Raw genomic sequence first — 25,543 nt, forward strand, 5'->3', positions numbered from 1 at the left:
TTTGCATCATTATCCGAAGTATTGGTTCAGTATCTCTTTAAAACGTTTCTCATCGACTTCCTCTTTTTCTACTTTCCCGTCTGCCCATCGGGTAAAGGAGGTTTCCGTCAACGTGATACTCCCATTGTCGGTAAGTCGTGTGATCAGTCGGCTTTTGTTAAAAGGTGAATTCGGATGTTGCCTGATGATGGTTTGTACCTCATTCAATTCCCTCATATGTTCTACAGGATGTGCCGTATCAAAGGCATATCCTATTCTCCATTCAGGATCTTTATGCTTCAGCTTCAGTTCCAGGATATGATTGCCATGATCGGTATCCATCCGTTTCACCCGGAATTCCCCATTGTTAGAATGAACGGTTTCCCCGTTTAACGGTACTGGCCTTAATGGTAAGTTGCCTCCAAAACCCGTATCCACTAAATAGGGTTCACCTTCATGCATTAATAGTATGGCTACATGTGTTCTTCCGGTTATCGACCATCCTTGGTTGTATATCACTCCGCGAACCAAGGAGACCTCCAATCCATTTTCGAGGAAGAAAAAATAGAGGGCCGCATTCAGTTCATAGCAAACGCCCCCCTCATTCCTCATCAGGACTTTCTCCATAATGTTTTCTTCGGAGATATCACTTGATTGTTTGGCAAGGACCGATGAGTTTTCAAAGGGAATCGTGTTGGCCGTTTTCTCAAGTATATTGGGAATATTTCCAAACGTTACTTTTTCACTTTCCGAAATTCCAATTCTTTTTCGAAACAATTCATTGATTTGTCCCATGTTCGACTCTCCTTATTCAATGTTTTGATAAGATGTGTGGTATATGTCTTGTACCTTATCATATCCCCCGTGAAATCGAAAAATATTAAATATGAATATTCATACTTTGATTCCTTTAATCATTCTAAAAATGTATACGTGCAAAAAACATCCAAAGAACGTTCTCTTTGGATGTTTTCGGTTTATCCCATTCATTTCAATCTATTGATGAATGGACCATAATTACGGCTGTTATGTTGAACGGACAGCCATTTTAACGTCGTGAATTCTTCAAGTACCCATTCTCCATTGAAGCGGCCAAGACCTGAGTCTTTTTCTCCTCCGAAAGGCATGTGTGGCTCATCGTTAACGGATTGATCATTAACATGAATCATGCCCGTGTGGATTTTATGAGCGACTTGTGTGCCACGTTCAAGATTTGAAGAATGAACGGATCCGCTTAGGCCGTATGGATACGCATTGACCATTTGGATTACGTCTTCATCATTTTCAAAAGGTATCAAGATGGCAACCGGTCCAAAGATTTCGTTCTCAGCAAGTGGCATCGTATTTGTCACTCCAGTGATCACGGTCGGCTGAAGAACATTGCCATTTGCTTGTCCGCCCAAGCGAATCTTGGCTCCTTGCTCAACGCTTCCTTCTATATCTTTTAAGATACGATCGACCTGATCTCGGTTGATGAGCGGTCCTACATTGGTATCCTCATTCGCAGGATTTCCGTATTTAAGTTTTCCTGCAAGTTGGGTGAATCGTTCAGCAAATTCGTCATAAATGTCTTTATGGACAAAAATCCGATTGATTGCCATACAGATTTGTCCTTGGTGATAGAATTTCCCGAATAATGCGGAATCGACGGCTTGCTCGATATTTGCGTCATCAAGCACGATGAAGGCATTATTTCCGCCCAATTCCAATGCTGTTTTCTTAAGTCCCCGACCTGCAAGCTCTCCAATATGCCTACCCACTTCCGTGGAGCCCGTAAAGGAAATCAGGCGTGGGGTCGGATGGGTAACGATATCATCACCGATTTCAGATCCGCGCCCGACAATGACATTCAACAAGCCTTTTGGAAGGCCTGCCGCTTCAAAAATGCTGGCAAAGATCAAACCGCCAGTGACCGGTGTATCTGTAGCAGGTTTGATGACGACCGCATTTCCGGTAGCTAGTGCCGGGGCTATAGATCGAATCGCCAGATGGAAAGGGAAATTCCATGGGCTAATGATGCCGATTACGCCTAATGGATTTCGGTACACACGATTTTCTTTTCCTGGTACTTGTGAAGGAAGGATTTTCCCCTCCATGCGATATGGATAAGTGGTAGCCTCTTTCAAGATGTTGAGGGAAGCTTGGAATTCAGACTGAGCCTTCATGAAGGTACTTCCTGATTCTTTAATGATCCACTCGGTGATCAGGTCCTTATTATCCTGCATGACAAGGATGGCTTTTTCCAACACTGCCCGTTTAACTTGCGGAAGTTCGTTAGCCCACTTTTCCTGTGCAAGGCTTGCTGCTTCATAGGCCCTGTTCAGATCTTCTTTTGTAGCGGCCTGGATGGTGAAAAGTTCTTCACCTGTAAAAGGATTGACGTTCGTCATCGACTTGTCACTATTCCCTGTTTGCCATTCTCCATCTATATACATACGAGTAAAATCTATATTCATCATTTATGTTTTCTCCTTTACATGTATCTATTGTGTCATTCACTTCGAGGGGATTGTTCATGTGCTTAAGCAACCGCCCAACACTTTAGACAAAATAGATAGATAGTGTCTAAAGTGTTTATATTCATACTTTAAACCTCTTACGTCTTTTTGTAAACTTATCCGCCTCAAGGCATGGAAAATGGGAGTATGATATAATTTTCGTATTGAAGGGGGTGTCGTTTTTGCGAAAAATCGCACCTGAAGAAAAACAATTATTGAGAAAATCCTATGTAAAAAGAATCATGAACGTGGTACGTACGAAAGGGTTCCTATCCCTGACCATTTCAGATATGGCCAAATTGATGAATATAAGCCGGGCTTCTTTATATAATTACTTTTCCTCAAAAGAAGAAATCCTTTTAGAAGTGATCGAATACTACCTTGCCTACATCCATGAAGCCGATCAGATGATTGCCGATGAGTCCTTATCGTATCAGATCCGGCTTCAAAAGGTGTATGAGCAAACGGTCTTATCGGCGCTTTATGCCTCTGACATATTCATGAGTGACTTAAAGATTGGCTGTCCCGCACTCTATTCAAGAAAGATGGAGGCGAGAAAAGAACGGCTGGCTACCGTCCACTCGTTCTATTCACAGGGAATGGCAGATGGAATTTTCCATGAGCTGAATCCCACAATCCTGATCATTCAGGATGAAGCTGCACTGAAAGTCATGACGGACTCCTCCTTTTTATTAAAAGAAGGACTTTCCTTGAAGCATGTCCTTTATGATCATTATCAAGCGAAGACAGTACAAGTGCTAAAACCTGAGGCAATTGACGGCGAAGTGGATGAACAGATCCATGAAGTGATCGAACGCATCCTTCAAAAGCTTGCATCGACATTCTGATGATCATGAAAAAGGGGCTGACCAAGAAAACTCCTGGTCAGCCCCTTTGCTTCTATTCATGTACCTTCATGACTATTTTCCCTGTATTCTTATTCTGTTCCATATGTCGGTGGGCCTCTTGGACGCCTTCAAACGGGAAGGCTCGATCCACTATCGCCCTGATTTTTCCTTGTTTGAATAACGGCATCGCTTTTTGGACGAATTCTTCTGTCAGCTCTTTTTTATACGCATCGCTTCTTGGAGTCAATAAGGTACCCTTCAAATGGACCCTCTTAAGCAGCAGATCCATCAGGTTCACTTGATTCACCACGGTTCCGCCCAGGATGCCGATTAACACCCAGCGTCCATCCGTGGCTATACTTCTAAGATTTTTCTCCCAGTATGAAGCACCGACGAAATCAAGAATTACATCCACGCCTTTATTATCAGTAGCCTTCAGTACTTCTTCGTCGAACGATTGTTTTTTATAATTGATGCATACATCCGCCCCAAGGGATTGGCAAAACTCCAGTTTTTCTTCCGAACCGGCGGTTGTGATGATCTTTGCTTGGGTCATTTGTTTAGCCAATTGGATAGCGGCCGTACCGACTCCGCTTCCTCCGGCATGAATCAACACGGTATCCTGATCTTTTATTTGTCCTAACCAGAACAGAGTTTGATAAGCTGTCAGAAATACTTCGGGAATGGCTGCAGCTTCTTCAAATGTCAGGTTTTCCGGTACCAACATTGCCCGGTCCGCGGGCATGACGGCGTATTCTGCATATCCCCCACCATTAACGAGTCCCATTACCCTTGTTCCTAAATCGATACGAGTTCCAGGTGCTGCTTCCACTACTTCACCGGCCACTTCGATGCCTAAAATGGGATTGGTCATGTATCCTGCTTTTCCTTCCCTGGCTATGATATCCGTTCTGTTGATTGCAGAGGCCTGCACCTTGATCAACAAATCACCAGGACCTATACGTGGAATGGAAAATTCCTCAAATTCTAATTGATCCGCACCTCCAGGTTGCTTCACTGTCACTGCTTTCATTTATAATCTCCCCCAGTCCTTTTTGTGAGCTATATGCTACTCTAAATAAAAGCATCAGGCAAATCATTGAATGTCAAAACTAGGAAAGCGTTAAAATAAGCATGATTCCCTTGCTTCCTAATCAGAAAAAACCTGCCCCCCGAGGGACAGGTTACAAAACCTGATAATTAAAAGGTCTTATTTCAATACTGCCTTACCATCCAGATCATGATGCAATTGAGTAGCGGGAACCTTTGGATTAGGGATTTGACCTTTTGCAACGGGCTCGGCTACATAGACAAAATCGCCTGTTCCATCCGGAGCGCTTCCTGTCGCCCATAGACCTTCTGCTGATTCTTGTCCTTCTGAAAGGTTCCAGAATTCATAGGCTTCCTTCTGTGATTCCAATTCGGCTTCAGGTGGGAAGGAAGCCGGCACGACCACACCATTTTTCTCTTCTAACTCTGCGATGGCCGCCATCCATTGATATTGGTGATAACGGTCGCGTGCAAGCATTTTACGGAAGGTCGCACGTACACCTTCATCTTTTGTCATATGGTACAAACGCGCTACCTGCAAACGTCCTTGACTCTCAGCATGCAGGTTTGAACGCATGTCCGCTAATAAATTACCACTCGCTACGATGTAGGAACCGTTCCAAGGAACACCATTTGAGTTCGTTGGCAGTCCCCCAAGTCCGCTTACAAGCAGATGCTGTGGATTGATGCCGCCCATGATGGCTGCTGTTACCGGGTCTTTGGCTGCTTCTGCTTGATCTTCGGGTGAAGCTCCATCCAGCAATTGACTAATCAAGGAACAAAGCATTTCAACGTGTCCAATTTCCTCCGTACCAATGTCCATCAACATGTCCTTATACTTTTCTTCTCCACGACAGTTAAAGCCTTGGAATAAATATTGCATCATGACTGTCATTTCCCCGAACTGTCCACCCAATACCTCTTGGATTTGACGGGCAAGCATAGGATCCGGACGATCTGGTTTCACTTCAAATTGCAATTCTTTTTGATGACGAAACATAATGATTCCTCCTTTAGTTTTCTAGAGTTTTTATCCGTGCTATTTTATGAATCTTTCTTTGCTGTTAGGTTGACATCGTCCCTTCCTTTTTCCGAATGGAAGGTTACTAATTACTGTCACGTTTATTTTATTACCCGGATTTCCTGCCCCAAAACCACAAAAATCTTCACAAAAAAATTTGTGAATACTGGTTGAATAAGAGGTTCATTTTGTCCTTCGGGTGGTATAGTAGAAACAATGGATATTATCAATATATGGAAGATACTTAACTGTAGGGGGACTTATAGTTTCAAAAAAACTGAGAGGATTCACGGTTTAGTATACCTACGATTCATTGAAGGAGGATACATATATGGACGTTAGACCACGGCACCATAAAAATAAATCCATGTCGGAAAATCGCTATATCCATTCGTCCCGCAATCTTTGGTCGGGCATCTTATTCGGCATTGGCCTTGTCGCCTTCATAGATGAAATGGTTTTTCATCAACTCCTGCATTGGCATCATTTTTATGATAAGTCGACGACCAATATCGGACTCGTTTCTGATGGTTTATTTCATGCTTTGAGCTGGTTTGCGACCATCGGTTCTTTATTCATGTTCGCTGACCTTCGCAGACGGAATGCCTTATGGTTGAAAAGATGGCAAGGCGGTGTGTTTCTAGGGGCTGGTGGCTTCCAATTATATGACGGGACCATCCAACATAAGCTGATGAGGCTGCATCAAATTCGTTATGATGTGGATATCCTCCCGTACGATATGATTTGGAATATAATTGCTGCGGCATTGATTGTAGTCGGTGTCTACCTCATCTATCTAACAAGACGAAGCACGATAATAAGAGCGAAAGAATCTAAATCATCATGACGAAGGATGAACATATCCACCATATCACTAGTGGGCCTTCTACCGGACTCCCTCTGGTGATTCTACTCGCCATCATTTTAGTCCTATATATAGCAGCGATGATCCTTTCCAACCGGAAGCATAAAAAGTGGCCACTTTACCGAATGTTCTTTTGGGTGTTCGGAGTGACTTGTGCTGCCGCTTCAGTGATTGGACCCATAGCAGACCGGAGTCATATTAGTTTCACCGCACATATGATCAGCCATTTGCTCCTTGGCATGCTTGCTCCACTGCTGATGGTCCTTGCAGCACCCATGACTCTTTTGCTCCGCACATTAAAAGTACCTCACGCAAGGCGTCTTTCACGTCTGTTGAAAACCTGGCCAGTACGCATTTTGAGTAACCCCATCACAGCGTCCACCTTGAATATCGGAGGGCTTTGGGTGCTTTATACGACGGAATTGTATGCGGCCATGCATCAACATGCCTCTCTCTATCTGTTGGTGCATATCCATGTATTCCTTGCCGGCTATCTTTTCACGGCTTCCATGGTTTATATCGATCCGGCCCCGCACCGGTTCAGTTTCGTATTCCGATGCATTATCTTCGTCCTTGCTTTAGCCGGTCATGGAATCCTATCCAAGTACATCTATGCAAACCCTCCAATCGGGGTCATGTCTCACCAGGCGGAATCCGGAGCCGTCCTCATGTACTATGCCGGGGATGCCATCGACCTCGTACTCATTGGTTTGCTTTGCTTTCAATGGTATAAAACCGCCAGACCCCGTCCGCCGCTAAATACGGAATTTTAATCCCTATGATTTTATGTTTAATCATCCCTATTTGGCTCATACTAATTTCTAGGAAAAGAATATTAGGGATGGAGCTGAATGGAACTTGGAATATGAAACGAAGAATACGACAGAAGCCGCTCTTCATGAATATAAAGCTGGAATTGGCTCTTTTACGGAAAAGATGCCTGAACTTGCAACAAAGTTCAATTCTTTAACGGAAGAATGCTTTAAAGAAGGCACCTTATCGAAGAAGCAGAAACAACTGATAGCTTTAGGGATAAGCTTATATTCCCAGGATGAATATTGCATAATCTATCATACGAAAGGCTGCCTCGATCAAGGTTGCTCGGAACAGGAAATACTTGAAACAATAGGCGTAACCGTTGCATTTGGTGGTGGTGCAGCGATGAGCCAGGCAGTCACGCTCATCCAAACGTGCATTGATGATTTGAACCAGCTCAAACAATAACAATCGAAACAAGGAAAGGCGAGCATATTGCATGCTCGCCTTCTTTAATGATTATGGTCCGATCAATGGGTCATATTGTTGTTGGTATTGGTTGGATTCCCGCTTGCAGGAGCAAATGAGTTTATCATTTGTTGCATATCCTGCTGTTGAAGCTGTGGTACTTGGTAATAATGATGTTTGTTTTGATAAAGCGAAATCTCATAGGCCATCTCTATGCAATTCGGAACGGAATCAGCGATGACCCGACGCAGTACTGGATTTGTCATCTCAAGTGCGGACATGGCTTTTAACGTTGCACTGGATTTCAAAGCCCCTAGCATCAAGCCCGAAATTCCTTGATCATTAATCTCTGACACCGATTGGTAAGGTTTCTTCGGCTTCGATGGTTTTAGGCCATAAATAAAATCATTGCCTTGATTCATATTGTAGGTTTGGGTTGGGACGGAAGGTTTTTGCCCCGTCTGGAAAGCCTCTAAGGAAGTATTATATTCCTGTTGGATGAACTGATATTGACGATCAAGGATATCCAATAATTCTGGGTCCTGTACATGTTGACGGAGCAACATATAGGTATCCAAAACACTAATCGTCCCCGCTAGCACTTCGTGTGCATCAAATAGTTCATGACCACCATGATTCATTTGCGGAGGTACCGCGCCTGTTTGCATATTTTGATGTGTTTGACCCTGTTGTTGATTTTGATTTTGCACTTACATCCCCTCCTTGTATGATGTTGGAACCAATATTAGTATGGGTAAACCGATAGGGAATATTCATGCCTGTTCCCTTCCATTGACCAAATTTCTCATTGAAATATCGTTCTTCGTTGCGATGAATAACGGTGTGGAAACAGAGTACATTACAGTATGATTGCCTATTTCATAAGGAGGTTGACGATGGGAATATTAAGTGGAAATCCAAAAGAAGAACCGATGCACTACGGAGAAGTATTTGGAACGTGGACCTATTTAGCAACCACAAAGGGCTTGTATCGCTTGTCATCAAACCTTGCTCAACCATGCTGGTGATGAAGATCTGCGTAAATTGATTGAAGAAAAAATCGAAAGAGGGAAACAGGAAATCGCCAAAGTGGAGGCACTATTGAAAGGAAAATGGTATCGGATTACCTCCAACGCCACCTGATCGATCAAAAGTCGATATTGATGAAATCCCCGTTGGCGCCCGCTTTCAGGACCCGGAAATCGCAGCTTCCATATCCATGGATATTGCCGCCGGTTTAATAGCTTGTAGCAATATGATAGCCCAATCCATACGGGAGGATATTGCAGGGATGTTCGAACAATTCCATGCTGAACATGCAGCTATGGGTGCCAAATTCCTTCATTTGAACAAGAAAAAAGGATGGTTGGTCCCACCACCCCTCCATTTTAATAAAACGAAATAAAATGATTCCCCCGGATAAAGGGGGATTTCTGTTTTATTCTTTTAATCCCTCAAGAATGGGATATAGCTCTTCTAGATGTTTGATTTCAAAGGTAGGGATGACTTCATTCCGTTCCTTGTCATGACGATTGATCCATACCGACTGAATGCCGGCACGTGTGGCACCAAGAATATCCGTCATTAAATTATCACCGACCATAAGCACTTCATCCTTATCAAGATTCATGAGTTCAAGTGCATGCTCAAAAATGGAAGCATCCGGTTTTCCGCGTCCAAACGCTCCGGAAATGACAATCTGATCAAAATATGGAACAAGTTCAGGCGTGATTTCAAGCTTCGTATTTTGAAGCTGGGGTGAACCATTCGTCAGCAATAACAATTTGTACTTTCCTTTTAACTCATCCAACACACGGAAGGACTCTTCATAGATGAACGGCTTTTTCCGTCTCTCAGCCGGAAAGCGTTCTGCAAGTTCCGCCCCGAATCCCGGATCATCAATTCCTAGGGCCTTCAACCCTCTTGTCCATGCCTCTTTCCGGTATATCGGCACAATCTTGGCCATTTTCCGGAACTCATCATGGTCATCCTGAAAATCTCCCCAAAGCCCTTCGAAAGGATTGATTCCAATCATTTTCGTAAACTCGTATGTATCATAAGAAGAATAAAGCTCACGTGCTTCCTTGCGTACCGCTTCCTCAAACTCGCCAATATTTACGTCATACTTCGCCTGTGCCACTTCACATGTTGCTACAAAAGCTTCTTTCACACTTTTCTGATCCCAGAGTAATGTATCATCCAAATCAAAAAATATGGCTTTCACCAAGACGTTCACCCTCTTTTCCATTCGTTATATTCGAAAAAATTGCACTATTACAATAATAAACCACAACGGTTGGAAAAAGAATAACTATTGGGGAAATTACCTACATCTTTTTCTGGAATAATAAAAAGCTTCTCGCATTACTTACACGGATACAAACCACCCATACCACTATCATTGTGGCCCCTTACAAACTATTTTCCACTTATTTAGGAAAGGGGACCTTTTCGAACATATATAACCTCCCATTGCTGGCGACTGCATACTTCGGACCAGAGAACCCCCTTCGGATCAACTCTTTCCTTATATACACCATGAGAGCCGCATGACTCACGATCAAGGTATCTTGCTCCCCATTTGCCAAGATTTGATCCAGTGCTTGATTGATCCGCTTTTCAGCTTTCTTGATTTCCAGTCTCGTTTGTTTGTTCAAGAATGAGGAGCACCGAATCCAGATGGCCCATAGAATGAAGGGCAGTTTCACTTTCCCTTTAAGAGGGGGCGAAGGAATTTCACGCAGTTCCTTCATTTGAATGATTTTATCGGGATAAATATGCTCGGCCGTCTTCACTGCCCTCGACATATCGCTTGTGTAGCAAGCCTTCCACTCCACATCCAATAGTGGAGTTTCCCCATAAACAATATCCGCTTCATCATAATCCTTGAACCATTGGTCCATGAAATCGGCCGTCACATACTTTCCGGTTGGAAAATCATGATTGACCTTAAAATGTCGTACAAGTCCAATTTTCATCCTATTCCCCTCATTATCTGTGTAATATAATTGATACGTAAATAACACTATCTAGTTAATCAATACCCTTATATAATGGAACTGTAAAAATATAACACTAGGAGGAATGCGCATGTGGCCAATCAAAAACCTCTCAAAAATCGTCCTCGCTACCATACTAGCTTTTTCAACTATTTCATACTTTCTGCTATCAACTGACTCTGCTTCCGCTGCCACTACCGAAAATGCCTTGGTCAATACGAAGAACAGTGATTTGACCGTCAGGAGCGGTCCTGGGACCAACTATAAAAAAGTCGGCTCCCTAAAGAAAGGAAAATCAGTGACCGTCTATTCCAGAACCAAATCGGGATGGTCGGAAATTCGTTACAAAGACAAAAAATCCTATGTATCTACTAAATATTTAGCGTTCAGCCCCGTGAAGATTACCAAGAAGAAGTATAAAAGTATCAGTGACTTATCGTATCCTCAAGTATCCGGACTAAAAAGTAAAACAGCCCAGGAAAAAATCAACCGAACATTCACTAAACATGCCAAAGAAGCTTATACATCCTATTTAAAAGTGAAACAAGCGGATAAGGAAGATAAAAATGAAGAGTGGTGCAATGGGAAAACGTGTAACTATATGTATGCGACCCAATATAAAGTGAAGTACAACCAAGACGGAAAGCTAAGTATCCTGCTCTACAATTATGTATATGAGGGCGGGGCACACGGAATCGGCGCTGTAACATCATATAATTTCAAAATATCTTCCGGCAAGCAAATGAAAATTGCCGACATCCTCACATCGAAACAGAAATATAAGAAAGTACAGAAGTATGCTTACAAATACATGGGCAAACATGAAGACTTTTTTGTCGATAAACAAAGTGATGTTCCCGTAAACAAACATTCCCAGTTTTATTACGCTAAAGACGGAATTCATCTAATATTCCAGGAATACGAAGTAGCTCCCTATTCTTCCGGAAACCCATCCATAAAAATCCCGGGGGCGGTTTATAAATGATGTAGTTTGGCATGGGGATTGGCTTTAACTCCTATGCCTTTTTACTACCCTTTATTCATTCTCGCTAACATATGATAAAGAATAGACAGATCCATCTCAATCTGTTACGATTTTTGGCGAGCGAGCATCATAAGAAATCGCATAAAGGGGTATCTCCATGTCAGATATATTAAATAACGTCAACACGTACCAACTGTTGGATAAAATAGAAGAAAACATCTTTTTAACGGATTCCGACCATACCATTGTTTGGTTTAACCAATATGCGAGGGATCTTTTAGTAACCATCGGTCCCTATGTGAGAATAACAAATCCCGATGATTTCATTGGACTAAACGTCAGTTCCTTTCACGGGGAACGACAGGAAAAAATTCTTCGGGATGGTCCTTTTCCACACTCGGCACAAATCGTTCTTTTCAAAAAATTCAGTGCCAATATCATGGTGGATGAAATACTGAATGAAAGTGGAAAGCGAACAGGCTTTATCCTCTCATGGCAAGATGTAACGGAATATGAGGAAACGATCAAGGAAGGCAAAAAACTGCTTATGGAAATCGATACGCCGATAATCCCAACCGTCCACGATTCAACGGCTTTAGTGCCTATCATAGGAAAAATGACGCCCGACCGTTTAGAAACGATTCAATCTAAAATCCTGAACTATTGTAGAGATCACCAAATCGAGTATATCATCCTGGATTTCACTTCGTTTAAACATGACTTTGATATGTTCGAATTGGATGGTATCAATAAAATATTCAAGGCCCTGTCCTTAATGGGTGTGGAACCCGTCGTGGTCGGCATCGGACCAAAACTTGCTCAGTCGATCCTCCGAACTCGGATAGATATCGATTTTCGTCCCTTCAATTCCTTTAGGCAAGGCATTCAATATATCTTGGATACCAATGGATTTAAATTAATTAAAGAATAAAGAGAAGGCGACATCGCCTTCTCTATTGTTTTGTTCACTTTTCAAGGTGAAAGTCCGTTATCGTGCATATTTTTCTGAATTTATATTTCCCGCTCATATCGCTGAACTGGTAATTCTTCAGCACGGTTTCAAGTTGACTCTTTAATGTATCTTCCGCCAAATATGAATCCATCTTTTCTTTCCAGTTTCCCGTTCCGATTAATGCATCGAATGGAACCGTGTTCAATACCTCATCATAAACCTGGATACTTTGGTCAATGCCAAAGCTGCCATAAATGGACCCATTTTCAGCAGCATAGATATGCTCCGATTCAAGTTCCTCGACCAGGATCTCGAAATACCCCTTGGATTCAACGGGGCAAACGGTAATCTCCGCTTCCGCCTTTACAGGACCGAATCTCTTATCTAGGATGTCAATCGTTAATGTAACATGTAACGGCTGGTACACCTTCTCAACTTCTGCACACAATTCTGCTACAGTATTCACTATCATTCACTTTCCCCCTTACTTTTGCTATTATTATATAACATTTTCTCCCCCTGACGCGTCTATTCAATCTCCCTTCGAAGCGATTCTTTCTTAATAACAGTACATTTTTCTCTTTAGCATAAAAGTGAATGTTGATAGTCTCTTCCTCTCCTGACCCCGATCTGCCAGACAACATACCAAAATGTCCATTTCCCATATCAACCATACTGGAAAAACCGGACCTCGTATACACGTATTGTCATCATCCGCACGCCAAAAAAAGCCAATGGATAGACACATTGGCTTTTGGCAAGCATGAAGCATTTTTATGGTTTTAACACGACTTTGATGCATTCATCTTCATGGTCGTTAAATATTTGATAAGCGGCACTCGCTTGTTCGAGCGGGACTTTATGTGAGATGATTTCTGTCGGATCGAACTCACCTTTTGTAATTTTATCAAAAAGCATCGGCATGTAGTGAATGACCGGAGCTTGTCCCATTTTCAGGTTAATGTTCCGTTCGAATAAATTACCAAGCGGGAACATATTATATTTGGATCCGTAAACGCCAGTCAGTTGAATCGTACCGAATTTCTTAACTGAGTTCATCGCAATCTCGATGGCACTTAATGTTCCGCCCTGAAGCTTGAGTTTTTGCTCGATGGCTTCAATGGTTGATTTTTTTCCGTCCATTCCGACGCAGTCAATGACGATATCCACTCCGCCTGAAGTGATTTCCTTAATATAGGCACCCATATCATTATACTCATCGAAATTATACGTCTCCACCTTGTTCATCTGTTTTGCCCGGTTCAGCCTGTAGGGAAGGTTATCGATGGCAATCACACGCTTGGCGCCTTTCATCCAGGCAAACTTCTGGGCCATCAAACCGATTGGTCCACACCCTAGAATGGCGACCGTGCTGCCTTCCTTCACACCCGCATTCTCCACACTCCAATAAGCGGTCGGGAGCACGTCCGACATGAACAGAAGCGCCTCATCCTCTAGTTCACACGACTCCGGGATCACGAATGGCATGAAGTTTCCGTATGGTACCCGCAAATATTCAGCCTGTCCGCCTGGATAGTTCCCATAACGTTCCGTAAAGCCGAAATATCCACCCGTATCGATTTCTTCATTACGGTTCGAATTATCACATTGGCTTTCCATATCATGTTCACAATAATAACAATGTCCACACGAAATATTGAAAGGAAGGACGACCCTGTCCCCTTTCTTTACCTTCGTGACTTCCGGTCCGACTTCCTCCACGATTCCCATCGGCTCATGGCCAATGACGTAATCCTTATGTGTCGGGAGCGCTCCCTGATAAATATGAAGATCGGACCCACAAATCGCCGTCGATGTCACCCGTACGATGATATCATCCTTCTGCTGTAATTTCGGATCCTCCACTTCTTTTACTTTTATATCCTTTGCACCTTGAAAAGTTACCGCCTTCATATTCAACCTCCTAATGGATTCTTATTACTTTTTTTATACCCGTCCATCTTACTAATATGTCCCCATTTGCAAATTTTCAAAGAAAATTTTGTAAAAAAATGAACTTCCACGATTCAATCAGGGCATACATTCCTACCTATTCCTATTGCCGCCTAACAACTTCCTTACAGACCTGCCTTTCATACTCTAGTAATAGACAGGAAATCAAAAGCTGAACACACACCCTATCTTTTCTGATTTACAAAGAACCAGGAAAAGATTACTATTAGTTAAATAGAATTTTTAGAATAAGGTGATGTATGTTAAAAAACCATCAGTATTTTCAAAACCAACAACGATTCATTCTTAAGAGTTTCATGATTGTGTTGTCTTTATTACTAGTGGTAGGCATTTCCGTATCGCCAATAAGCTGGAATCATGACCCTATCGATATGTCTATACAAGTTATCCTGATATCCAGCATCATACTCTCTTTGTTTTTTTTCATAAAAAAAGACGAAAACAAATGGAAAACGATTTTCATTCTTCTCATGACGATTTACCTTTACCTGAAATTCTGGTTGTATCCAGATACCGCCATCATGATGGCCATCTTTGCTATGGCACCCTTAATCCCCATATTTTTATTTGATAAAATCGGATTTTACATTGTAGCTGCATCAAATGCCATACTTGGTCCAATTTCCATCCATCTTATTTCTCATACAGATTTACAATATACATATAAGTACGTCTCGCTTGATAGTTTCGGAAACATCTTGAATTTCATCGCAATCCAGATCATCTTGGCCTTTGTGTTCATCAGTACGAACAACAGGATGAACTCCATAAATGCCTTTCATACCGAATTACAACAAGCCAAGCAATTGGATTCGGTCGGTCAGCTTGCGGCCACCATCGCCCACGAGATTCGAAACCCAATTACGGTCGTAAAGGGATTTGCCCAGCTATTGGATCAAGAAAAGGAATTGAGCAAAACGGAAAAATTCTACGTACAAACGATGCTCACCGAACTGGAATTCACACAGGTCATTATCAATGACTATCTATCATTGGCAAAACCCCATACCGATAATATTGAGGTCATCCAGCTGAATCAGGAAATCCAGAAGACCTCTGACCTTTTGACCAGCTTTGCAAACAACCGTAATATAGGATTCCAACTACGATTTAAGGAAGATTTAATCATCAAGATCAATCCCATTGAGCTCAAGCAACTACTGGTCAACATTATGAAAAATGGCATTGAATCCATGAACAATCCAGGATTTATCATCGTCGAGACCAGTCAGGAACGAGACATGGCAAAAATCAAAATAACCGACACAGGCATCGGTCTATCCAAAGAACAGCTTGAAATAATCGGCACCCCCTTTTATTCACTGAAAGATAGAGGAACCGGTATCGGTCTGACAGTCTGCTATACCATTGCCCAAAAGTACAAGGGGAAAATCGTCGTTGAAAGCCAAGTGAATAAAGGAACTTCCTTTATTATTTATTTCCCTGTATATAAGGGATGAGTGTATTGATACTATAGGTACAAAGGGTGACCCGCTATCATAAGGTCATCCTTTTCTATTGGACGTTAAAATGATCTTACCTTTTATTCCAACTAAAACTATAAGATTAATACATAAAAGATTGACAAACTCATCCAATCATTGGTAAGATGCATTCATACACAAACCACTTTCCAGAATAGACCATATAGTTAGACGTTCGGAATCAACTGGTCTACCAGAGATTCAACAAGAGGAAACTCTTTGTTGGATCTCTTTTTTGTTTCTTACGTCTTAAAAGTCGACTATTCAAGTAGGTAAAGTGTAATTTAAAACAAGGAGGGGACTTATTGAAGGAATAGTACCAGTTAAAAAGGTACGGTCTCTCGATTAGTATTAGCGGGATGTATTGTAAATGTCAGTGAAACCTCACTAGAAAATCAACCCATCTAAAAAATGGGACTTCTAGTTAGTGGAAAGAAAAAAGAAATTTTTCAAAGTGGATTTTTCTGAAACATCATGCAGCTATAGAGCGTAGTGGGTTTTTCCAGTGGTCCCCCACTTTACCATATTTTTATTTGATAAAGTTATATCAAGGAGACATTCATTTCAAAAATTGAGGAGGAATATAGTATGACTGAAGTTAAGACAAAACAAGTGAAAGTGGTACCAGTAGCAGGAAGAATCGGAGCGGAGATTCAAGGTGTTCAATTAAACGGAGACCTGGACCCGGCTATTTTTAACGAAATCAAGCAAGCACTGAACGAGCATAAAGTGGTTTTCTTCAGAGGGCAACATCACTTAGACGATGCAGGCCAAGAAGCATTTTCCAGTCTATTGGGTGAACCCTACGCACATCCAACCGTACCCGTAAAAGACAATACCAACTATATCTTCGAGCTCGATTCCGAACAAGGTGCCAAAGCCAACCATTGGCATACTGACGTCACGTTCGTTCCCGAAGTTCCCAAATACTCCATTCTAAGAGGTGTCACCATTCCAAATGTGGGTGGAGACACGGTTTGGGCGAACACGAATCAAGCATACGAAGACCTTCCGGTAGGTTTGCAAAAGCTTGCAGATGAAGCATGGGGTATTCATACAAATGAATACGATTATGCACAATTCAAACCAAGTGAAACGATTGATGATGAAGTGAAAAAGAACTATCGTGCCGTATTTGCATCGACCGTTTATAAAACAAGACATCCCGTAGTTCATGTGCACTCCGAAACAGGTAAAAAACATCTGTTACTAGGAGGATTTGCAAGCAGGATCGAAGGCTATTCCACAAGCGAATCCGAAAGACTACTAAGCATCTTTGATTCTTACGTCACGCGCTTGGAAAACACCGTACGCTGGCAGTGGACTGAAGGGGATGTCGTAATCTGGGATAACTTGGCCACTCAACATTACGCAATAGCAGACTACGAAGACCAACGCGTTGTACGACGTGTCACAGTCGGAAAAGATATTCCCGTAAATCAGCAAGGCGAAGCCAGTAAGTTAATTAATAAGAAATAAGTGATAGTACGAGCCTCCCAGATATTTGTTTCTTCTCAGTATGTTGATAGGACTCCATGATTTTCATTTGAATTATAAGAAATCCAATCCGCTTAACCCCAAATCGTTTACAGCTAAAAAAAAATCAACCTCCGATATTCCTATATCGGAGGTTGATTCGTAGTTATTTCCCAACTTTCACTTTCGCCACTTTTGACTTATTTTTCGCTTCATCCTGGACGACAACATGCAATGTCGTATTGGCTTTTTGCTTTGGCACCTTGATTGAGAATGCACCTTTCGCATTGACTTTACCCGATGCTACTTTTTCTTTTCCTTTATATATGGTGACCGTTGCTTTTTTCTCCCCTTTTCCCTTTACGACAGTAGTTGTCGTTGTCACTTTTTCCACAGTTGCTGCTTTTGGAGCAGTTCGGTCTAATACAACGCCTGTTTTCTTCGTTTTATTCCCGGCTTTGTCCTTGACGATCAATGTCCATTTCGTCTTGGCAGGGAGTTTGGCGATTTTCAATGTATACTTGCCATTTTTATAAACAGGCTTAGTATACGTCATTCCTTTTGCTGTGAATGTCATTGTCACATTTTTTTCGGTAACGATCGTGATAGCCATCGTTTTATCTGTAACTGTAATGGGCTTTACCTTTACGGTTGGCGCAGTGCGGTCGAGCACGGTAATCGTTTTTACTTTACTAGCCTTATAGCCTTTTAGTGTCGCAGAAAGAGATAACTTCGTACCCGCTTTTTGCTTGGAAATCTTCATTGTGTATTGCCCATTTTTATCCGCTTTTGCGGATTTGATATTCTTTTTACCATTTTTTAAGGTCACAACCGCTTTAGGCGTCGTTTTTCCTTTTACCACGGTTGTTTGGTCGGTGACCGGTGAGATAGTCGGTACCTTTACTTCCTCTTTGATGCCCGGAACCGGTGCTACGATCTCCGCATCTTTACCGATTTGGAATAGACCCGTATTCTTCGCTGATGCGATTGGTCCTTTAGGGCTTGCGGCCAGTGCTAATTCTGCACGATATTGACCTTCCTTCAAAGATATATCCTTATCATCGATATGTCCGTAATATTCCAGACTGGCGTCTTCGAATACCTTATTATCCGCTTTATCGTAAATACGCAGTACAGGCTTGACACTTGAAGCTGAAGCCGTTGTTCCACCATGACTAATCGTATAGTCGCTCTTCACTGCTTTTTCAACAATTTGCCCGTTCGCTTGTTTTTCATAGGCAATGAGTGCATCGTCAGCTATGCTGAAGTCAGTCGACTGATTGACTAATACCGATGATACGGCATTCCCATATGCATCGTTTATGGATGTATGACCGGAAAGCTTGTCTCCCTGAAGCAGTTTTGTTTTTGAGAGGGTAATATTAGCCTTGAAGTCGCCTCCAACCTGCCACTGGACTTTCTGCCCTTTTTGGAATGTTTGTTCACCTTTTGATAGGAAGTAGTTCCAAATGATATTCGCTGATTCATTGTCGCCAAGACCTAGTTGAACTTGTAAATCCATTTTTAAGTTGGACGGTACATAAAAGGTATGACCAACGCGTAATGTTTTTATAAAGGACTGACTATATTCGTTGTACGGATAAATAATGGCCCCTCGTACATCGCTGTAGCCTGTTGCGTCAGCTGAGACCTTCACTTGGGCTAATTTCTCTTTATCGAAAACCACTGTATTCGTTTGGCCATCTTTCACTTGTACTGTTGGTTCAAGGAAATAATAGTTGGCCTTCTGGTTGTTTTCATCCGGTAATGAAACATAGTTCCCTTCCATGACGAAGTTTCCTGGTTCTAGATAAATTGAATCATACTTATAATTTTGTAAATTATTCGCCGTTACATAGGTTGCTTGACCACCTATTGTAACAGGCTTTTTAATCATCCAAAGTCTTGTAGAGACACCATCAAGCTTTTTGTCCCCATCCATCGCCGTCACCGCAACCTTTTGCATATTATCCGGAATGGAGATGTTCTTTAATTCATCTAAACTGGTGAACTGGCGGAATATATACGAGTATTCACCTGATGGCTGTGTGTAACGAATAATCGCCATGTTACCATTTTCTTCATCACTTAATTCGAGATTGCTTGGTAATGATAAGCTTTTCGTCGTATCCGTATTCTGACCCAGAGATTGAACCCATTCCGAATCGCCATCTTCCGTTTTCTCTAAACGATTGATCGTAATGTATGATGGAACATTATCTCCTTTTTCATTTTTCACCTGCATCGTCGTGCCTGAATCCTGCATGTCAATATGGATTGCCTTGTATAAGCCCTTTTTCGCTAAAGGATTTTCATCCAACGTCAGTGAAATTTCATATTTTCCTTCCGTCACGTCCGAACTGCTCGTCACCCAGAAAGAATAGAAATAATATTGGCGGTTGGCTGGGTTTGTTGCGTTCTTCGCATGGCTATCAAGCATCACTTTATTATCAGATAGTCTCATAACTTTGTACTTCGAATAGATGTCACCGAAGTTAATCGTTTCGATTTGTGCTTCGTCATCCACAGTGGTCACGGTTTTTCCTGTATTCACATCTTTTTTATACAAAGCATCTTCTGAATGTAGGGAGCCTCGGTACATGCCCGCTAATTTATTGCCGTAATCATCACCAAATGTTTGCTTCGTGTAAAATGCTCTATCTAGTTTATACGCAATATTTGGATAAGGACGTTCAATGTACGTTAAGCCCCGTTGCTTGTAGTAATTTTTAAGTGATTCTTGATCCGGTTCAAATTTTGTAATATCGATTGAACCACCGGCTTTAATCACCGTCTTTTTATTTTTTTTGATGACGGCTTTTGTTTTATCATTCGCAAGGACGTAAACCCAGTTTTCCCCGCCATCCGGATCCTTCACTTCCGCATCAACCATATAATCGTAGTCACCCGGTGTGACAAAGAATTTTTGACCAGTGATGACTTCGTCTGAACCGATTGCTTCTGAAATGGCATCATTATATAAATACAACACGCCATTTTCCAGTCCCTTTTCACGATTATCAATGGCCACTTCCCCAGCTTCACGGCTGTCAAAATTCAAAGTCTTCGTATCGTTCCCTACTTGGGCTGCTGTATTTGATAGGAAGTACGTTTTCCCCTCGGCCTTATGGTAGGAGAAAATGTTATATGCGCCCTTATCTAAATAGACAGTCGGTGCCTCTTTCGCACCTTCCTCATTAATCATTGTCGTTGAACCTAATGTCATATCCTTTGCATCTTTCATGGCGATGAAGTATTGTGCACCTGGCAAACCTTTTCCTTCTTCATCCACCGTATTCAATGCGACTGGAACGGTATTTTCACTTTTTAACGTAATCGTTCCTGATGAAGCCACCTCACGTGAATACATGAACCACGAGTTACCTTTTGCCGTATCGAATTTCCCTTGTACAACAACTTGTAAGTTTTTCAAATCCGTACCCACATGGCTCGGTACACGAACGGCTCCTTCCGTATCTGTCGTGCCTGTCCACAATTCATTGTAGCCATGAGCATTTGTGTCATCCTCTTGTTCCACTTTTTCATACAATTTAACGGATGCACCTTTTGCGATTGTACCGCTTGGTGTCGTAACCGTGAACATGTAGCCTGATTGCGGGGCATTCATTACCTTCACTGATGTTTGAGTACGGGACAGTTCTTTACCATTCGAATCGAGTGCAACGGCAATTACCTGATGTGACCTGTCTGCCACCTTAGTCGTATCCCATTTGAATTGCACCGAGGTTTGACTCGCTGTCTTTACCTCACCGATGACATTTCCATCGTTTACTTCGTCTGTATAGAAAATAGTCTTACTTGTATTCGCATCATTAATCGCTACTTGTACAGTCGTGGTGCCAACGACATTCGCATTCTTTTTCGGTAAGACGAATGCTAATGAGGGAGTTTCCACATCATCCGCTAACGCGGCTTTCGCATTTAGCTTACCATGGCCCGTTTTCTCATCCCAGCCCTCTTCGTTCAAATCGATTGCCGTTGATGTTAATGCTTCTTCGACTTGACTCGAAGTCGCTTCTGGATGGTTGAGCTTATACAGCGCCGCAACGGCAGCGACATGTGGAGCAGCATAGGATGTACCAGAACCTGTAGAGTAGTGGCCTGCATCCGTACCTAAATCACCAAGTAATGAAGTACTTAAAACATTGACGCCTGGTGCCACGATATCTAAAGTGCTCCCATAATTCGAGCGTTCATACACTTGATCTTTTGTAGCAATGGCACCAACCGATAAGACATTCGGAAGAGCGGCAGGATAGGATGCATCTGCATTGCCGCCACCGTTACCTGAAGCAGCTACAACGACGACACCTTTGTCCGCCGCATTCTTTACGGCCTTTTCTATTGTCTCGCTATATTCACCGCTTATGCTCATATTGATGACATCAGCACCTTGCTCAACTGCATAATCAATACCTTGTGCAATATTGAAGGCATCCCCGACACCTGATTTATTCATGACCTTAACAGGGAGTATTTGGACATTCTTCTCACCTGCTATACCGGAAATCCCTTTTCCATTATTAGCATTCGCGGCAATGATCCCGGATACGAATGTACCATGACCTTGGTCATCCCCTTGAAACGCTGCATCATATCCTTCTACGAATGTTTTCCCCTCTAGTACACGGCCTGCTAAGTCTTCATGAGTACCTTGAACACCTGTATCAAGCACAGCTACTTTTACTAGATTGCTATTATCCTTGACGTTTTCCCATGCGCCCTGTGCATCGATGGCACTTAAGTTCCATTGGTTTTTATAATATGTATCATTTACATCTATAGTTTCAGCGGTTTGATATGTAACATTTTTCTCAACATATTCGACGTTATCCATCTTTTCAAGCTTTGTAATGGCAGTATTTGCTTCTTCAGCTTTTACATCATACAGCCCCAGTTGATTTTCCTCTTCTACATCTTCAACGCCTATGTTTTTCATTTGTTTTTTTGATAAGGCGGTTTTATTCGTTTTATATTTAACTATTAATTGATCGGTCTCTGTATTGGATTCCTCCTCCGCAGAAGCTATTGAACCGACTGGTAGAATTGCAGATGTGGCAAGCGTAATTGCTGCCATCGTTTGAAGCCAAGTTTTTTTCTGTCTCATAAAATAAGCTCTCTCCCTACTCATTACCGTATATGTGGTGGACCACACCAAACCATCATAGTCGAGAATGATTATCATTGTCAATAATTTTTCCGAAAAATCTAGCAGTATCATCCCTAATACCTAGATTCAATATTCAGCCCCATGCCCTGATATAGCTCATAGCTTGGAAAACAAAAAAAGCCCTATACTAAGAGGGCCAATCTGTAGAGATTTTCAATAACTCCATTATGATATCAAGTAATGATTTCTCTTTATCCACATTTTTTAAAAATTAAGAATATTGAGTTTAGGAAAACCTAGCCTTCTCATTTATTTAGTCATCCCTTCTAACTTTTCAATCGTCTTATTGAATATGGATTGAGTGTCTATGATTATTTTTTGTAAATCTTCTGTTATCTCACTAACCTTCACTACGTCTAAAGTAATATTTTCTACATTGGAATTTATATTTTTTATGGCTTTATCAACATTTCCTGCTAATCTTCTAACTTCGTCTGCAACCACTTTAAAACCTCGACCTTGTTCCCCTACTCGAGCTGCTTCGATCGCTGCATTTAAGGCCAATACATTTGTTTGGAAAGAGATGGTTTGTATGATTTTAGATACATCACTTATTAAACCCGTTTGTTTTTTTAGTGACTCCACTGCTTGAATTTTCTCATTGGAATTCTCAACAACGATATTCACTAATTTTTCAGGCATATCTTTTAGCTGAGAAATGATTTTTATTGTGTTGTTTTCACGCTCTGTAATATCTGTTGCGATTTTAAGAACAGCATGGACTCTACCTTCTTCATTTAGGATGGGTATATAGGTGGCTTCGAGCCATAGGAGATTACCGGTTTTACCGACCCTTTGAATTTTTTCTTGAAACCTTTTTCCATTTTTGAGGGTAACCCATAATGATTCATATTCTCGGGTATTCCTGAATTCCGTTGTACAAAATTGATGATGCTGCATATTTTTCATTTCGTCAATTGTATATCCCAAGGTCATTGCAAAGTTTTCATTTACCCATATTACTTCTCTATTTAGATTGAATTCTATCATTGCTAAATTTGACTCCAGTGCAGCTAAAACGGATGTTTCATCCAATACTTGAGTGCTTATGTTAGTCCTTAAAGAAATGCTCATATCAAAAAACCCCCTGTTATTACGTTTAGTAATAATATTACAGGATAATGGGTAAGAACGCCTATACTGAACTCTTTATTTTTCAATTTAATCATGTCATTAGAAAATTTCAGGGCAATCCACCTAGCGTTTCAACCTATTTCAATTAGTTTCGTTCACTAAGAGCATTGCGTTTATCGCTTTGTTAAACGCATATAAAAACATTATGGTTCGAATTTTTGATAATCCAATCACCATAGTAAATAACAAGTAAGGGGAATGTCTTAAGTTATTGAAGAAAGAATTGCATAACCTGAATTGAGAATGGACATATTTCACATCCTTTCTGACGTATAATCTAAATCTCATGTTTATTAAATACAAAAAGGACCTCAACAATTAAGTTGAGATCCTTTTTGTATTTAATATCTTCGACCGTATGATACCCGAGGCCGGGGTCGAACCGGCACGCCTTGCGGCACTGCATTTTGAGTGCAGCGTGTCTGCCATTCCACCACTCGGGCAAAATTTGTTGGAGGCGGCAACCGGAATTGAACCGGTGATAAAGGTTTTGCAGACCTCTGCCTTACCGCTTGGCTATGCCGCCAACATTTTTGGAGCGAAAGACGGGATTCGAACCCGCGACCCCAACCTTGGCAAGGTTGTATTCTACCACTGAACTACTTTCGCATATGGCTGGGCTAGAAGGGATCGAACCTTCGCATGACGGAATCAAAATCCGTTGCCTTACCGCTTGGCTATAGCCCATTAATGTTATATTCATTATACCATCATTTTATTGAAAATGGGGCGACTGATGGGAATCGAACCCACGAATGCCTGAACCACAATCAGGTGCGTTAACCACTTCGCCACAATCGCCATAACAATAAAATTGGCAGGGGTAGTAGGACTCGAACCCACACCGGAGGTTTTGGAGACCTCTGTTCTACCTTTAAACTATACCCCTGTAAGATGGTGGAGGGGGGCAGATTCGAACTGCCGAACCCGAAGGAGCGGATTTACAGTCCGCCGCGTTTAGCCACTTCGCTACCCCTCCACGGATGAAACATGGTGCCGGCAAGAGGACTTGAACCCCCAACCTACTGATTACAAGTCAGTTGCTCTACCAGTTGAGCTACACCGGCACTACTATGGTGGCTCAGGACGGAATCGAACCGCCGACACAAGGATTTTCAGTCCTTTGCTCTACCGACTGAGCTACTGAGCCAAACAATTAAAAATGGCGGTCCCGACGGGAATCGAACCCGCGATCTCCTGCGTGACAGGCAGGCATGTTAACCGCTACACCACGGGACCATAGATTGCGGGGACAGGATTTGAACCTGCGACCTTCGGGTTATGAGCCCGACGAGCTACCGGACTGCTCCACCCCGCGATAATAATAATGTTGCTATATGCCTCAAGTTTTCGTGTTAAGTGTTCCATTCATAAAGAAACAACTTGATGCTTTTTAAAAGAAATGGTGGAGGATGACGGGATCGAACCGCCGACCCTCTGCTTGTAAGGCAGATGCTCTCCCAGCTGAGCTAATCCTCCAATAAGTTATCGAAATGGTGACCCGTACGGGAATCGAACCCGTGTTACCGCCGTGAAAGGGCGGTGTCTTAACCGCTTGACCAACGGGCCAGGTATTAAATGGCGGAGAGCAAGGGATTTGAACCCTTGAGACAGGGTTACCCGTCTACACGATTTCCAATCGTGCTCCTTCGGCCACTCGGACAGCTCTCCAATATGGCTCCGCAGGTAGGACTCGAACCTACGACCGTTCGGTTAACAGCCGAATGCTCTACCACTGAGCTACTGCGGAACAATACAAGCTTGGCGACGTCCTACTCTCACAGGGGGAAACCCCCAACTACCATCGGCGCTGAAGAGCTTAACTGCCGTGTTCGGAATGGGAACGGGTGTGACCTCTTCGCT

General features: G+C 42.2%; 19 protein-coding genes, 15 tRNA genes, 1 rRNA gene and 1 pseudogene. 9 read left to right on the forward strand and 27 right to left on the reverse strand.

Translation table 11 applies throughout. From position 1 onward, the window contains the following. Positions 1-9: 9 nt before the first annotated feature. Complete coding sequence (locus ACQKL6_RS12915; protein ID WP_402867480.1) at positions 10-774, reverse strand: arylamine N-acetyltransferase family protein; 765 nt, start codon at positions 772-774, stop codon at positions 10-12. A gap of 191 nt (positions 775-965) precedes the next feature. Further along, a complete protein-coding gene (locus tag ACQKL6_RS12920) occupies positions 966-2,435 on the reverse strand; it encodes an aldehyde dehydrogenase family protein (protein WP_402990789.1) in 1,470 nt (489 codons plus the stop codon). A 224-nt stretch (positions 2,436-2,659) separates the two neighbouring features. Between ACQKL6_RS12920 and ACQKL6_RS12925 the strand changes: the two genes are divergently transcribed. Continuing rightward, positions 2,660-3,325: a TetR/AcrR family transcriptional regulator gene (locus ACQKL6_RS12925; RefSeq protein ID WP_402990740.1), complete on the forward strand. Its 666-nt coding sequence runs from the start codon at positions 2,660-2,662 to the stop codon at positions 3,323-3,325. A gap of 52 nt (positions 3,326-3,377) precedes the next feature. Here ACQKL6_RS12925 and ACQKL6_RS12930 read toward each other — a convergent pair whose 3' ends face one another. Then, positions 3,378-4,358 carry an NAD(P)H-quinone oxidoreductase gene (locus ACQKL6_RS12930; RefSeq protein WP_402990743.1) on the reverse strand — a complete coding sequence of 327 codons (981 nt, stop codon included), beginning with the start codon at positions 4,356-4,358 and terminating at the stop codon, positions 3,378-3,380. 177 nt (positions 4,359-4,535) lie between these two features. Beyond that, positions 4,536-5,375 carry a manganese catalase family protein gene (locus tag ACQKL6_RS12935; protein WP_402867477.1) on the reverse strand — a complete coding sequence of 280 codons (840 nt, stop codon included), beginning with the start codon at positions 5,373-5,375 and terminating at the stop codon, positions 4,536-4,538. Between the two features lie 352 nt (positions 5,376-5,727). Between ACQKL6_RS12935 and ACQKL6_RS12940 the strand changes: the two genes are divergently transcribed. From ACQKL6_RS12940 to ACQKL6_RS12950, 3 genes are all read left to right on the forward strand, one after another. After that, the gene (locus ACQKL6_RS12940) at positions 5,728-6,243 is read left to right on the forward strand and encodes a DUF2243 domain-containing protein (protein ID WP_427651222.1); all 516 of its coding nucleotides are present in this window, start codon (positions 5,728-5,730) and stop codon (positions 6,241-6,243) included. Continuing rightward, positions 6,240-7,034, forward strand: coding sequence for a cytochrome c oxidase assembly protein (locus ACQKL6_RS12945; RefSeq protein WP_427651223.1), 795 nt, complete (start codon positions 6,240-6,242; stop codon positions 7,032-7,034). Before ACQKL6_RS12940 ends, ACQKL6_RS12945 begins: the two co-directional genes overlap by 4 nt. A gap of 85 nt (positions 7,035-7,119) precedes the next feature. Beyond that, positions 7,120-7,485, forward strand: coding sequence for a carboxymuconolactone decarboxylase family protein (locus tag ACQKL6_RS12950; protein WP_402867474.1), 366 nt, complete (start codon positions 7,120-7,122; stop codon positions 7,483-7,485). Between the two features lie 62 nt (positions 7,486-7,547). Here the strand turns inward: ACQKL6_RS12950 and ACQKL6_RS12955 are convergent, their stop codons facing one another. Continuing rightward, positions 7,548-8,153, reverse strand: a complete 606-nt coding sequence (locus tag ACQKL6_RS12955; RefSeq protein WP_402868498.1) for a spore coat protein — start codon at positions 8,151-8,153, stop codon at positions 7,548-7,550. A 228-nt stretch (positions 8,154-8,381) separates the two neighbouring features. Between ACQKL6_RS12955 and ACQKL6_RS12960 the strand changes: the two are divergent. Further along, positions 8,382-8,890, forward strand: a pseudogene (locus tag ACQKL6_RS12960) (DUF3231 family protein). 33 nt (positions 8,891-8,923) lie between these two features. Here ACQKL6_RS12960 and ACQKL6_RS12965 read toward each other — a convergent pair. Both ACQKL6_RS12965 and ACQKL6_RS12970 read right to left on the reverse strand, forming a co-directional pair. Next, the gene (locus ACQKL6_RS12965) at positions 8,924-9,712 is read right to left on the reverse strand and encodes an HAD family hydrolase (RefSeq protein ID WP_427651224.1); all 789 of its coding nucleotides are present in this window, start codon (positions 9,710-9,712) and stop codon (positions 8,924-8,926) included. Positions 9,713-9,914: 202 nt separating this feature from the next. After that, positions 9,915-10,463 carry a histidine phosphatase family protein gene (locus ACQKL6_RS12970; RefSeq protein ID WP_402990755.1) on the reverse strand — a complete coding sequence of 183 codons (549 nt, stop codon included), beginning with the start codon at positions 10,461-10,463 and terminating at the stop codon, positions 9,915-9,917. A gap of 112 nt (positions 10,464-10,575) precedes the next feature. On the opposite strand from ACQKL6_RS12970, the gene ACQKL6_RS12975 reads away from it, so the two are divergent. After that, the gene (locus ACQKL6_RS12975) at positions 10,576-11,469 is read left to right on the forward strand and encodes a PdaC/SigV domain-containing protein (RefSeq protein ID WP_427651225.1); all 894 of its coding nucleotides are present in this window, start codon (positions 10,576-10,578) and stop codon (positions 11,467-11,469) included. Positions 11,470-11,626: 157 nt separating this feature from the next. After that, on the forward strand, positions 11,627-12,400 hold the full coding sequence (locus ACQKL6_RS12980) for an STAS domain-containing protein (RefSeq protein WP_402955170.1): 774 nt from the start codon (positions 11,627-11,629) through the stop codon (positions 12,398-12,400). A gap of 34 nt (positions 12,401-12,434) precedes the next feature. Here ACQKL6_RS12980 and ACQKL6_RS12985 read toward each other — a convergent pair whose 3' ends face one another. Together ACQKL6_RS12985 and ACQKL6_RS12990 are read right to left on the reverse strand one after the other, a co-directional pair. Then, positions 12,435-12,893 (reverse strand): hypothetical protein, encoded by a 459-nt coding sequence (locus ACQKL6_RS12985; protein WP_402867469.1) that lies wholly within the window; start codon positions 12,891-12,893, stop codon positions 12,435-12,437. A 302-nt stretch (positions 12,894-13,195) separates the two neighbouring features. After that, positions 13,196-14,335, reverse strand: coding sequence for a zinc-dependent alcohol dehydrogenase (locus ACQKL6_RS12990; RefSeq protein WP_407407329.1), 1,140 nt, complete (start codon positions 14,333-14,335; stop codon positions 13,196-13,198). A 299-nt stretch (positions 14,336-14,634) separates the two neighbouring features. Here ACQKL6_RS12990 and ACQKL6_RS12995 point away from each other — a divergent pair, with 299 nt between their 5' ends. Both ACQKL6_RS12995 and ACQKL6_RS13000 read left to right on the forward strand, forming a co-directional pair. Then, positions 14,635-15,855 carry an ATP-binding protein gene (locus ACQKL6_RS12995; RefSeq protein WP_427651226.1) on the forward strand — a complete coding sequence of 407 codons (1,221 nt, stop codon included), beginning with the start codon at positions 14,635-14,637 and terminating at the stop codon, positions 15,853-15,855. A gap of 612 nt (positions 15,856-16,467) precedes the next feature. After that, the gene (locus tag ACQKL6_RS13000) at positions 16,468-17,358 is read left to right on the forward strand and encodes a TauD/TfdA dioxygenase family protein (protein ID WP_427651227.1); all 891 of its coding nucleotides are present in this window, start codon (positions 16,468-16,470) and stop codon (positions 17,356-17,358) included. A 163-nt stretch (positions 17,359-17,521) separates the two neighbouring features. On the opposite strand, the gene ACQKL6_RS13005 is transcribed toward ACQKL6_RS13000, so the two are convergent. From ACQKL6_RS13005 to rrf, 18 genes are all read right to left on the reverse strand, one after another. Beyond that, positions 17,522-22,483 (reverse strand): S8 family serine peptidase, encoded by a 4,962-nt coding sequence (locus ACQKL6_RS13005; protein WP_427651228.1) that lies wholly within the window; start codon positions 22,481-22,483, stop codon positions 17,522-17,524. A 312-nt stretch (positions 22,484-22,795) separates the two neighbouring features. After that, positions 22,796-23,620 carry a methyl-accepting chemotaxis protein gene (locus ACQKL6_RS13010; RefSeq protein WP_427651229.1) on the reverse strand — a complete coding sequence of 275 codons (825 nt, stop codon included), beginning with the start codon at positions 23,618-23,620 and terminating at the stop codon, positions 22,796-22,798. Positions 23,621-24,042: 422 nt separating this feature from the next. Further along, positions 24,043-24,123, reverse strand: a tRNA-Leu gene (locus tag ACQKL6_RS13015). Between the two features lie 9 nt (positions 24,124-24,132). Next, positions 24,133-24,206 (reverse strand) — tRNA-Cys (locus tag ACQKL6_RS13020). Positions 24,207-24,214: 8 nt separating this feature from the next. Beyond that, positions 24,215-24,289 (reverse strand) — tRNA-Gly (locus tag ACQKL6_RS13025). 3 nt (positions 24,290-24,292) lie between these two features. Continuing rightward, positions 24,293-24,367: transfer RNA gene (locus ACQKL6_RS13030), tRNA-Gln, on the reverse strand. 38 nt (positions 24,368-24,405) lie between these two features. Continuing rightward, positions 24,406-24,481 (reverse strand) — tRNA-His (locus ACQKL6_RS13035). 14 nt (positions 24,482-24,495) lie between these two features. Further along, positions 24,496-24,569 (reverse strand) — tRNA-Trp (locus ACQKL6_RS13040). 6 nt (positions 24,570-24,575) lie between these two features. Continuing rightward, positions 24,576-24,659: transfer RNA gene (locus tag ACQKL6_RS13045), tRNA-Tyr, on the reverse strand. 12 nt (positions 24,660-24,671) lie between these two features. Next, a tRNA-Thr gene (locus tag ACQKL6_RS13050) sits at positions 24,672-24,747 on the reverse strand. A gap of 7 nt (positions 24,748-24,754) precedes the next feature. After that, positions 24,755-24,830 (reverse strand) — tRNA-Phe (locus ACQKL6_RS13055). 13 nt (positions 24,831-24,843) lie between these two features. After that, positions 24,844-24,919, reverse strand: a tRNA-Asp gene (locus ACQKL6_RS13060). 5 nt (positions 24,920-24,924) lie between these two features. Further along, a tRNA-Met gene (locus ACQKL6_RS13065) sits at positions 24,925-24,998 on the reverse strand. Between the two features lie 85 nt (positions 24,999-25,083). Then, positions 25,084-25,159 (reverse strand) — tRNA-Val (locus tag ACQKL6_RS13070). Positions 25,160-25,174: 15 nt separating this feature from the next. After that, a tRNA-Glu gene (locus tag ACQKL6_RS13075) sits at positions 25,175-25,249 on the reverse strand. A 10-nt stretch (positions 25,250-25,259) separates the two neighbouring features. Then, positions 25,260-25,351: transfer RNA gene (locus tag ACQKL6_RS13080), tRNA-Ser, on the reverse strand. A gap of 4 nt (positions 25,352-25,355) precedes the next feature. Next, a tRNA-Asn gene (locus tag ACQKL6_RS13085) sits at positions 25,356-25,430 on the reverse strand. A gap of 9 nt (positions 25,431-25,439) precedes the next feature. Beyond that, positions 25,440-25,543: ribosomal RNA gene (gene rrf / locus ACQKL6_RS13090) — 5S ribosomal RNA — on the reverse strand; the annotation flags it as partial.

The sequence above is a fragment of the Peribacillus sp. NPDC097197 genome (assembly GCF_050278025.1).
Taxonomy (GTDB): Bacteria; Bacillota; Bacilli; order Bacillales; family DSM-1321; genus Peribacillus.

Excerpts from the sequence above, each read along its gene's own strand:
- ACQKL6_RS12915 (WP_402867480.1), bottom strand. The coding sequence starts at position 774 with ATGGGACAAATCAATGAATTGTTTCGAAAAAGAATTGGAATTTCGGAA.
- ACQKL6_RS12920 (WP_402990789.1), bottom strand. The coding sequence starts at position 2,435 with ATGAATATAGATTTTACTCGTATGTATATAGATGGAGAATGGCAAACA.
- ACQKL6_RS12930 (WP_402990743.1), bottom strand. The coding sequence starts at position 4,358 with ATGAAAGCAGTGACAGTGAAGCAACCTGGAGGTGCGGATCAATTAGAA.
- ACQKL6_RS12935 (WP_402867477.1), bottom strand. The coding sequence starts at position 5,375 with ATGTTTCGTCATCAAAAAGAATTGCAATTTGAAGTGAAACCAGATCGT.
- ACQKL6_RS12940 (WP_427651222.1), top strand. The coding sequence starts at position 5,728 with ATGGACGTTAGACCACGGCACCATAAAAATAAATCCATGTCGGAAAAT.
- ACQKL6_RS12945 (WP_427651223.1), top strand. The coding sequence starts at position 6,240 with ATGACGAAGGATGAACATATCCACCATATCACTAGTGGGCCTTCTACC.
- ACQKL6_RS12955 (WP_402868498.1), bottom strand. The coding sequence starts at position 8,153 with ATGCAAACAGGCGCGGTACCTCCGCAAATGAATCATGGTGGTCATGAA.
- ACQKL6_RS12970 (WP_402990755.1), bottom strand. The coding sequence starts at position 10,463 with ATGAAAATTGGACTTGTACGACATTTTAAGGTCAATCATGATTTTCCA.
- ACQKL6_RS12975 (WP_427651225.1), top strand. The coding sequence starts at position 10,576 with ATGTGGCCAATCAAAAACCTCTCAAAAATCGTCCTCGCTACCATACTA.
- ACQKL6_RS12980 (WP_402955170.1), top strand. The coding sequence starts at position 11,627 with ATGTCAGATATATTAAATAACGTCAACACGTACCAACTGTTGGATAAA.
- ACQKL6_RS12985 (WP_402867469.1), bottom strand. The coding sequence starts at position 12,893 with ATGATAGTGAATACTGTAGCAGAATTGTGTGCAGAAGTTGAGAAGGTG.
- ACQKL6_RS12990 (WP_407407329.1), bottom strand. The coding sequence starts at position 14,335 with ATGAAGGCGGTAACTTTTCAAGGTGCAAAGGATATAAAAGTAAAAGAA.
- ACQKL6_RS12995 (WP_427651226.1), top strand. The coding sequence starts at position 14,635 with ATGTTAAAAAACCATCAGTATTTTCAAAACCAACAACGATTCATTCTT.
- ACQKL6_RS13000 (WP_427651227.1), top strand. The coding sequence starts at position 16,468 with ATGACTGAAGTTAAGACAAAACAAGTGAAAGTGGTACCAGTAGCAGGA.
- ACQKL6_RS13005 (WP_427651228.1), bottom strand. The coding sequence starts at position 22,483 with ATGAGACAGAAAAAAACTTGGCTTCAAACGATGGCAGCAATTACGCTT.
- ACQKL6_RS13010 (WP_427651229.1), bottom strand. The coding sequence starts at position 23,620 with ATGAGCATTTCTTTAAGGACTAACATAAGCACTCAAGTATTGGATGAA.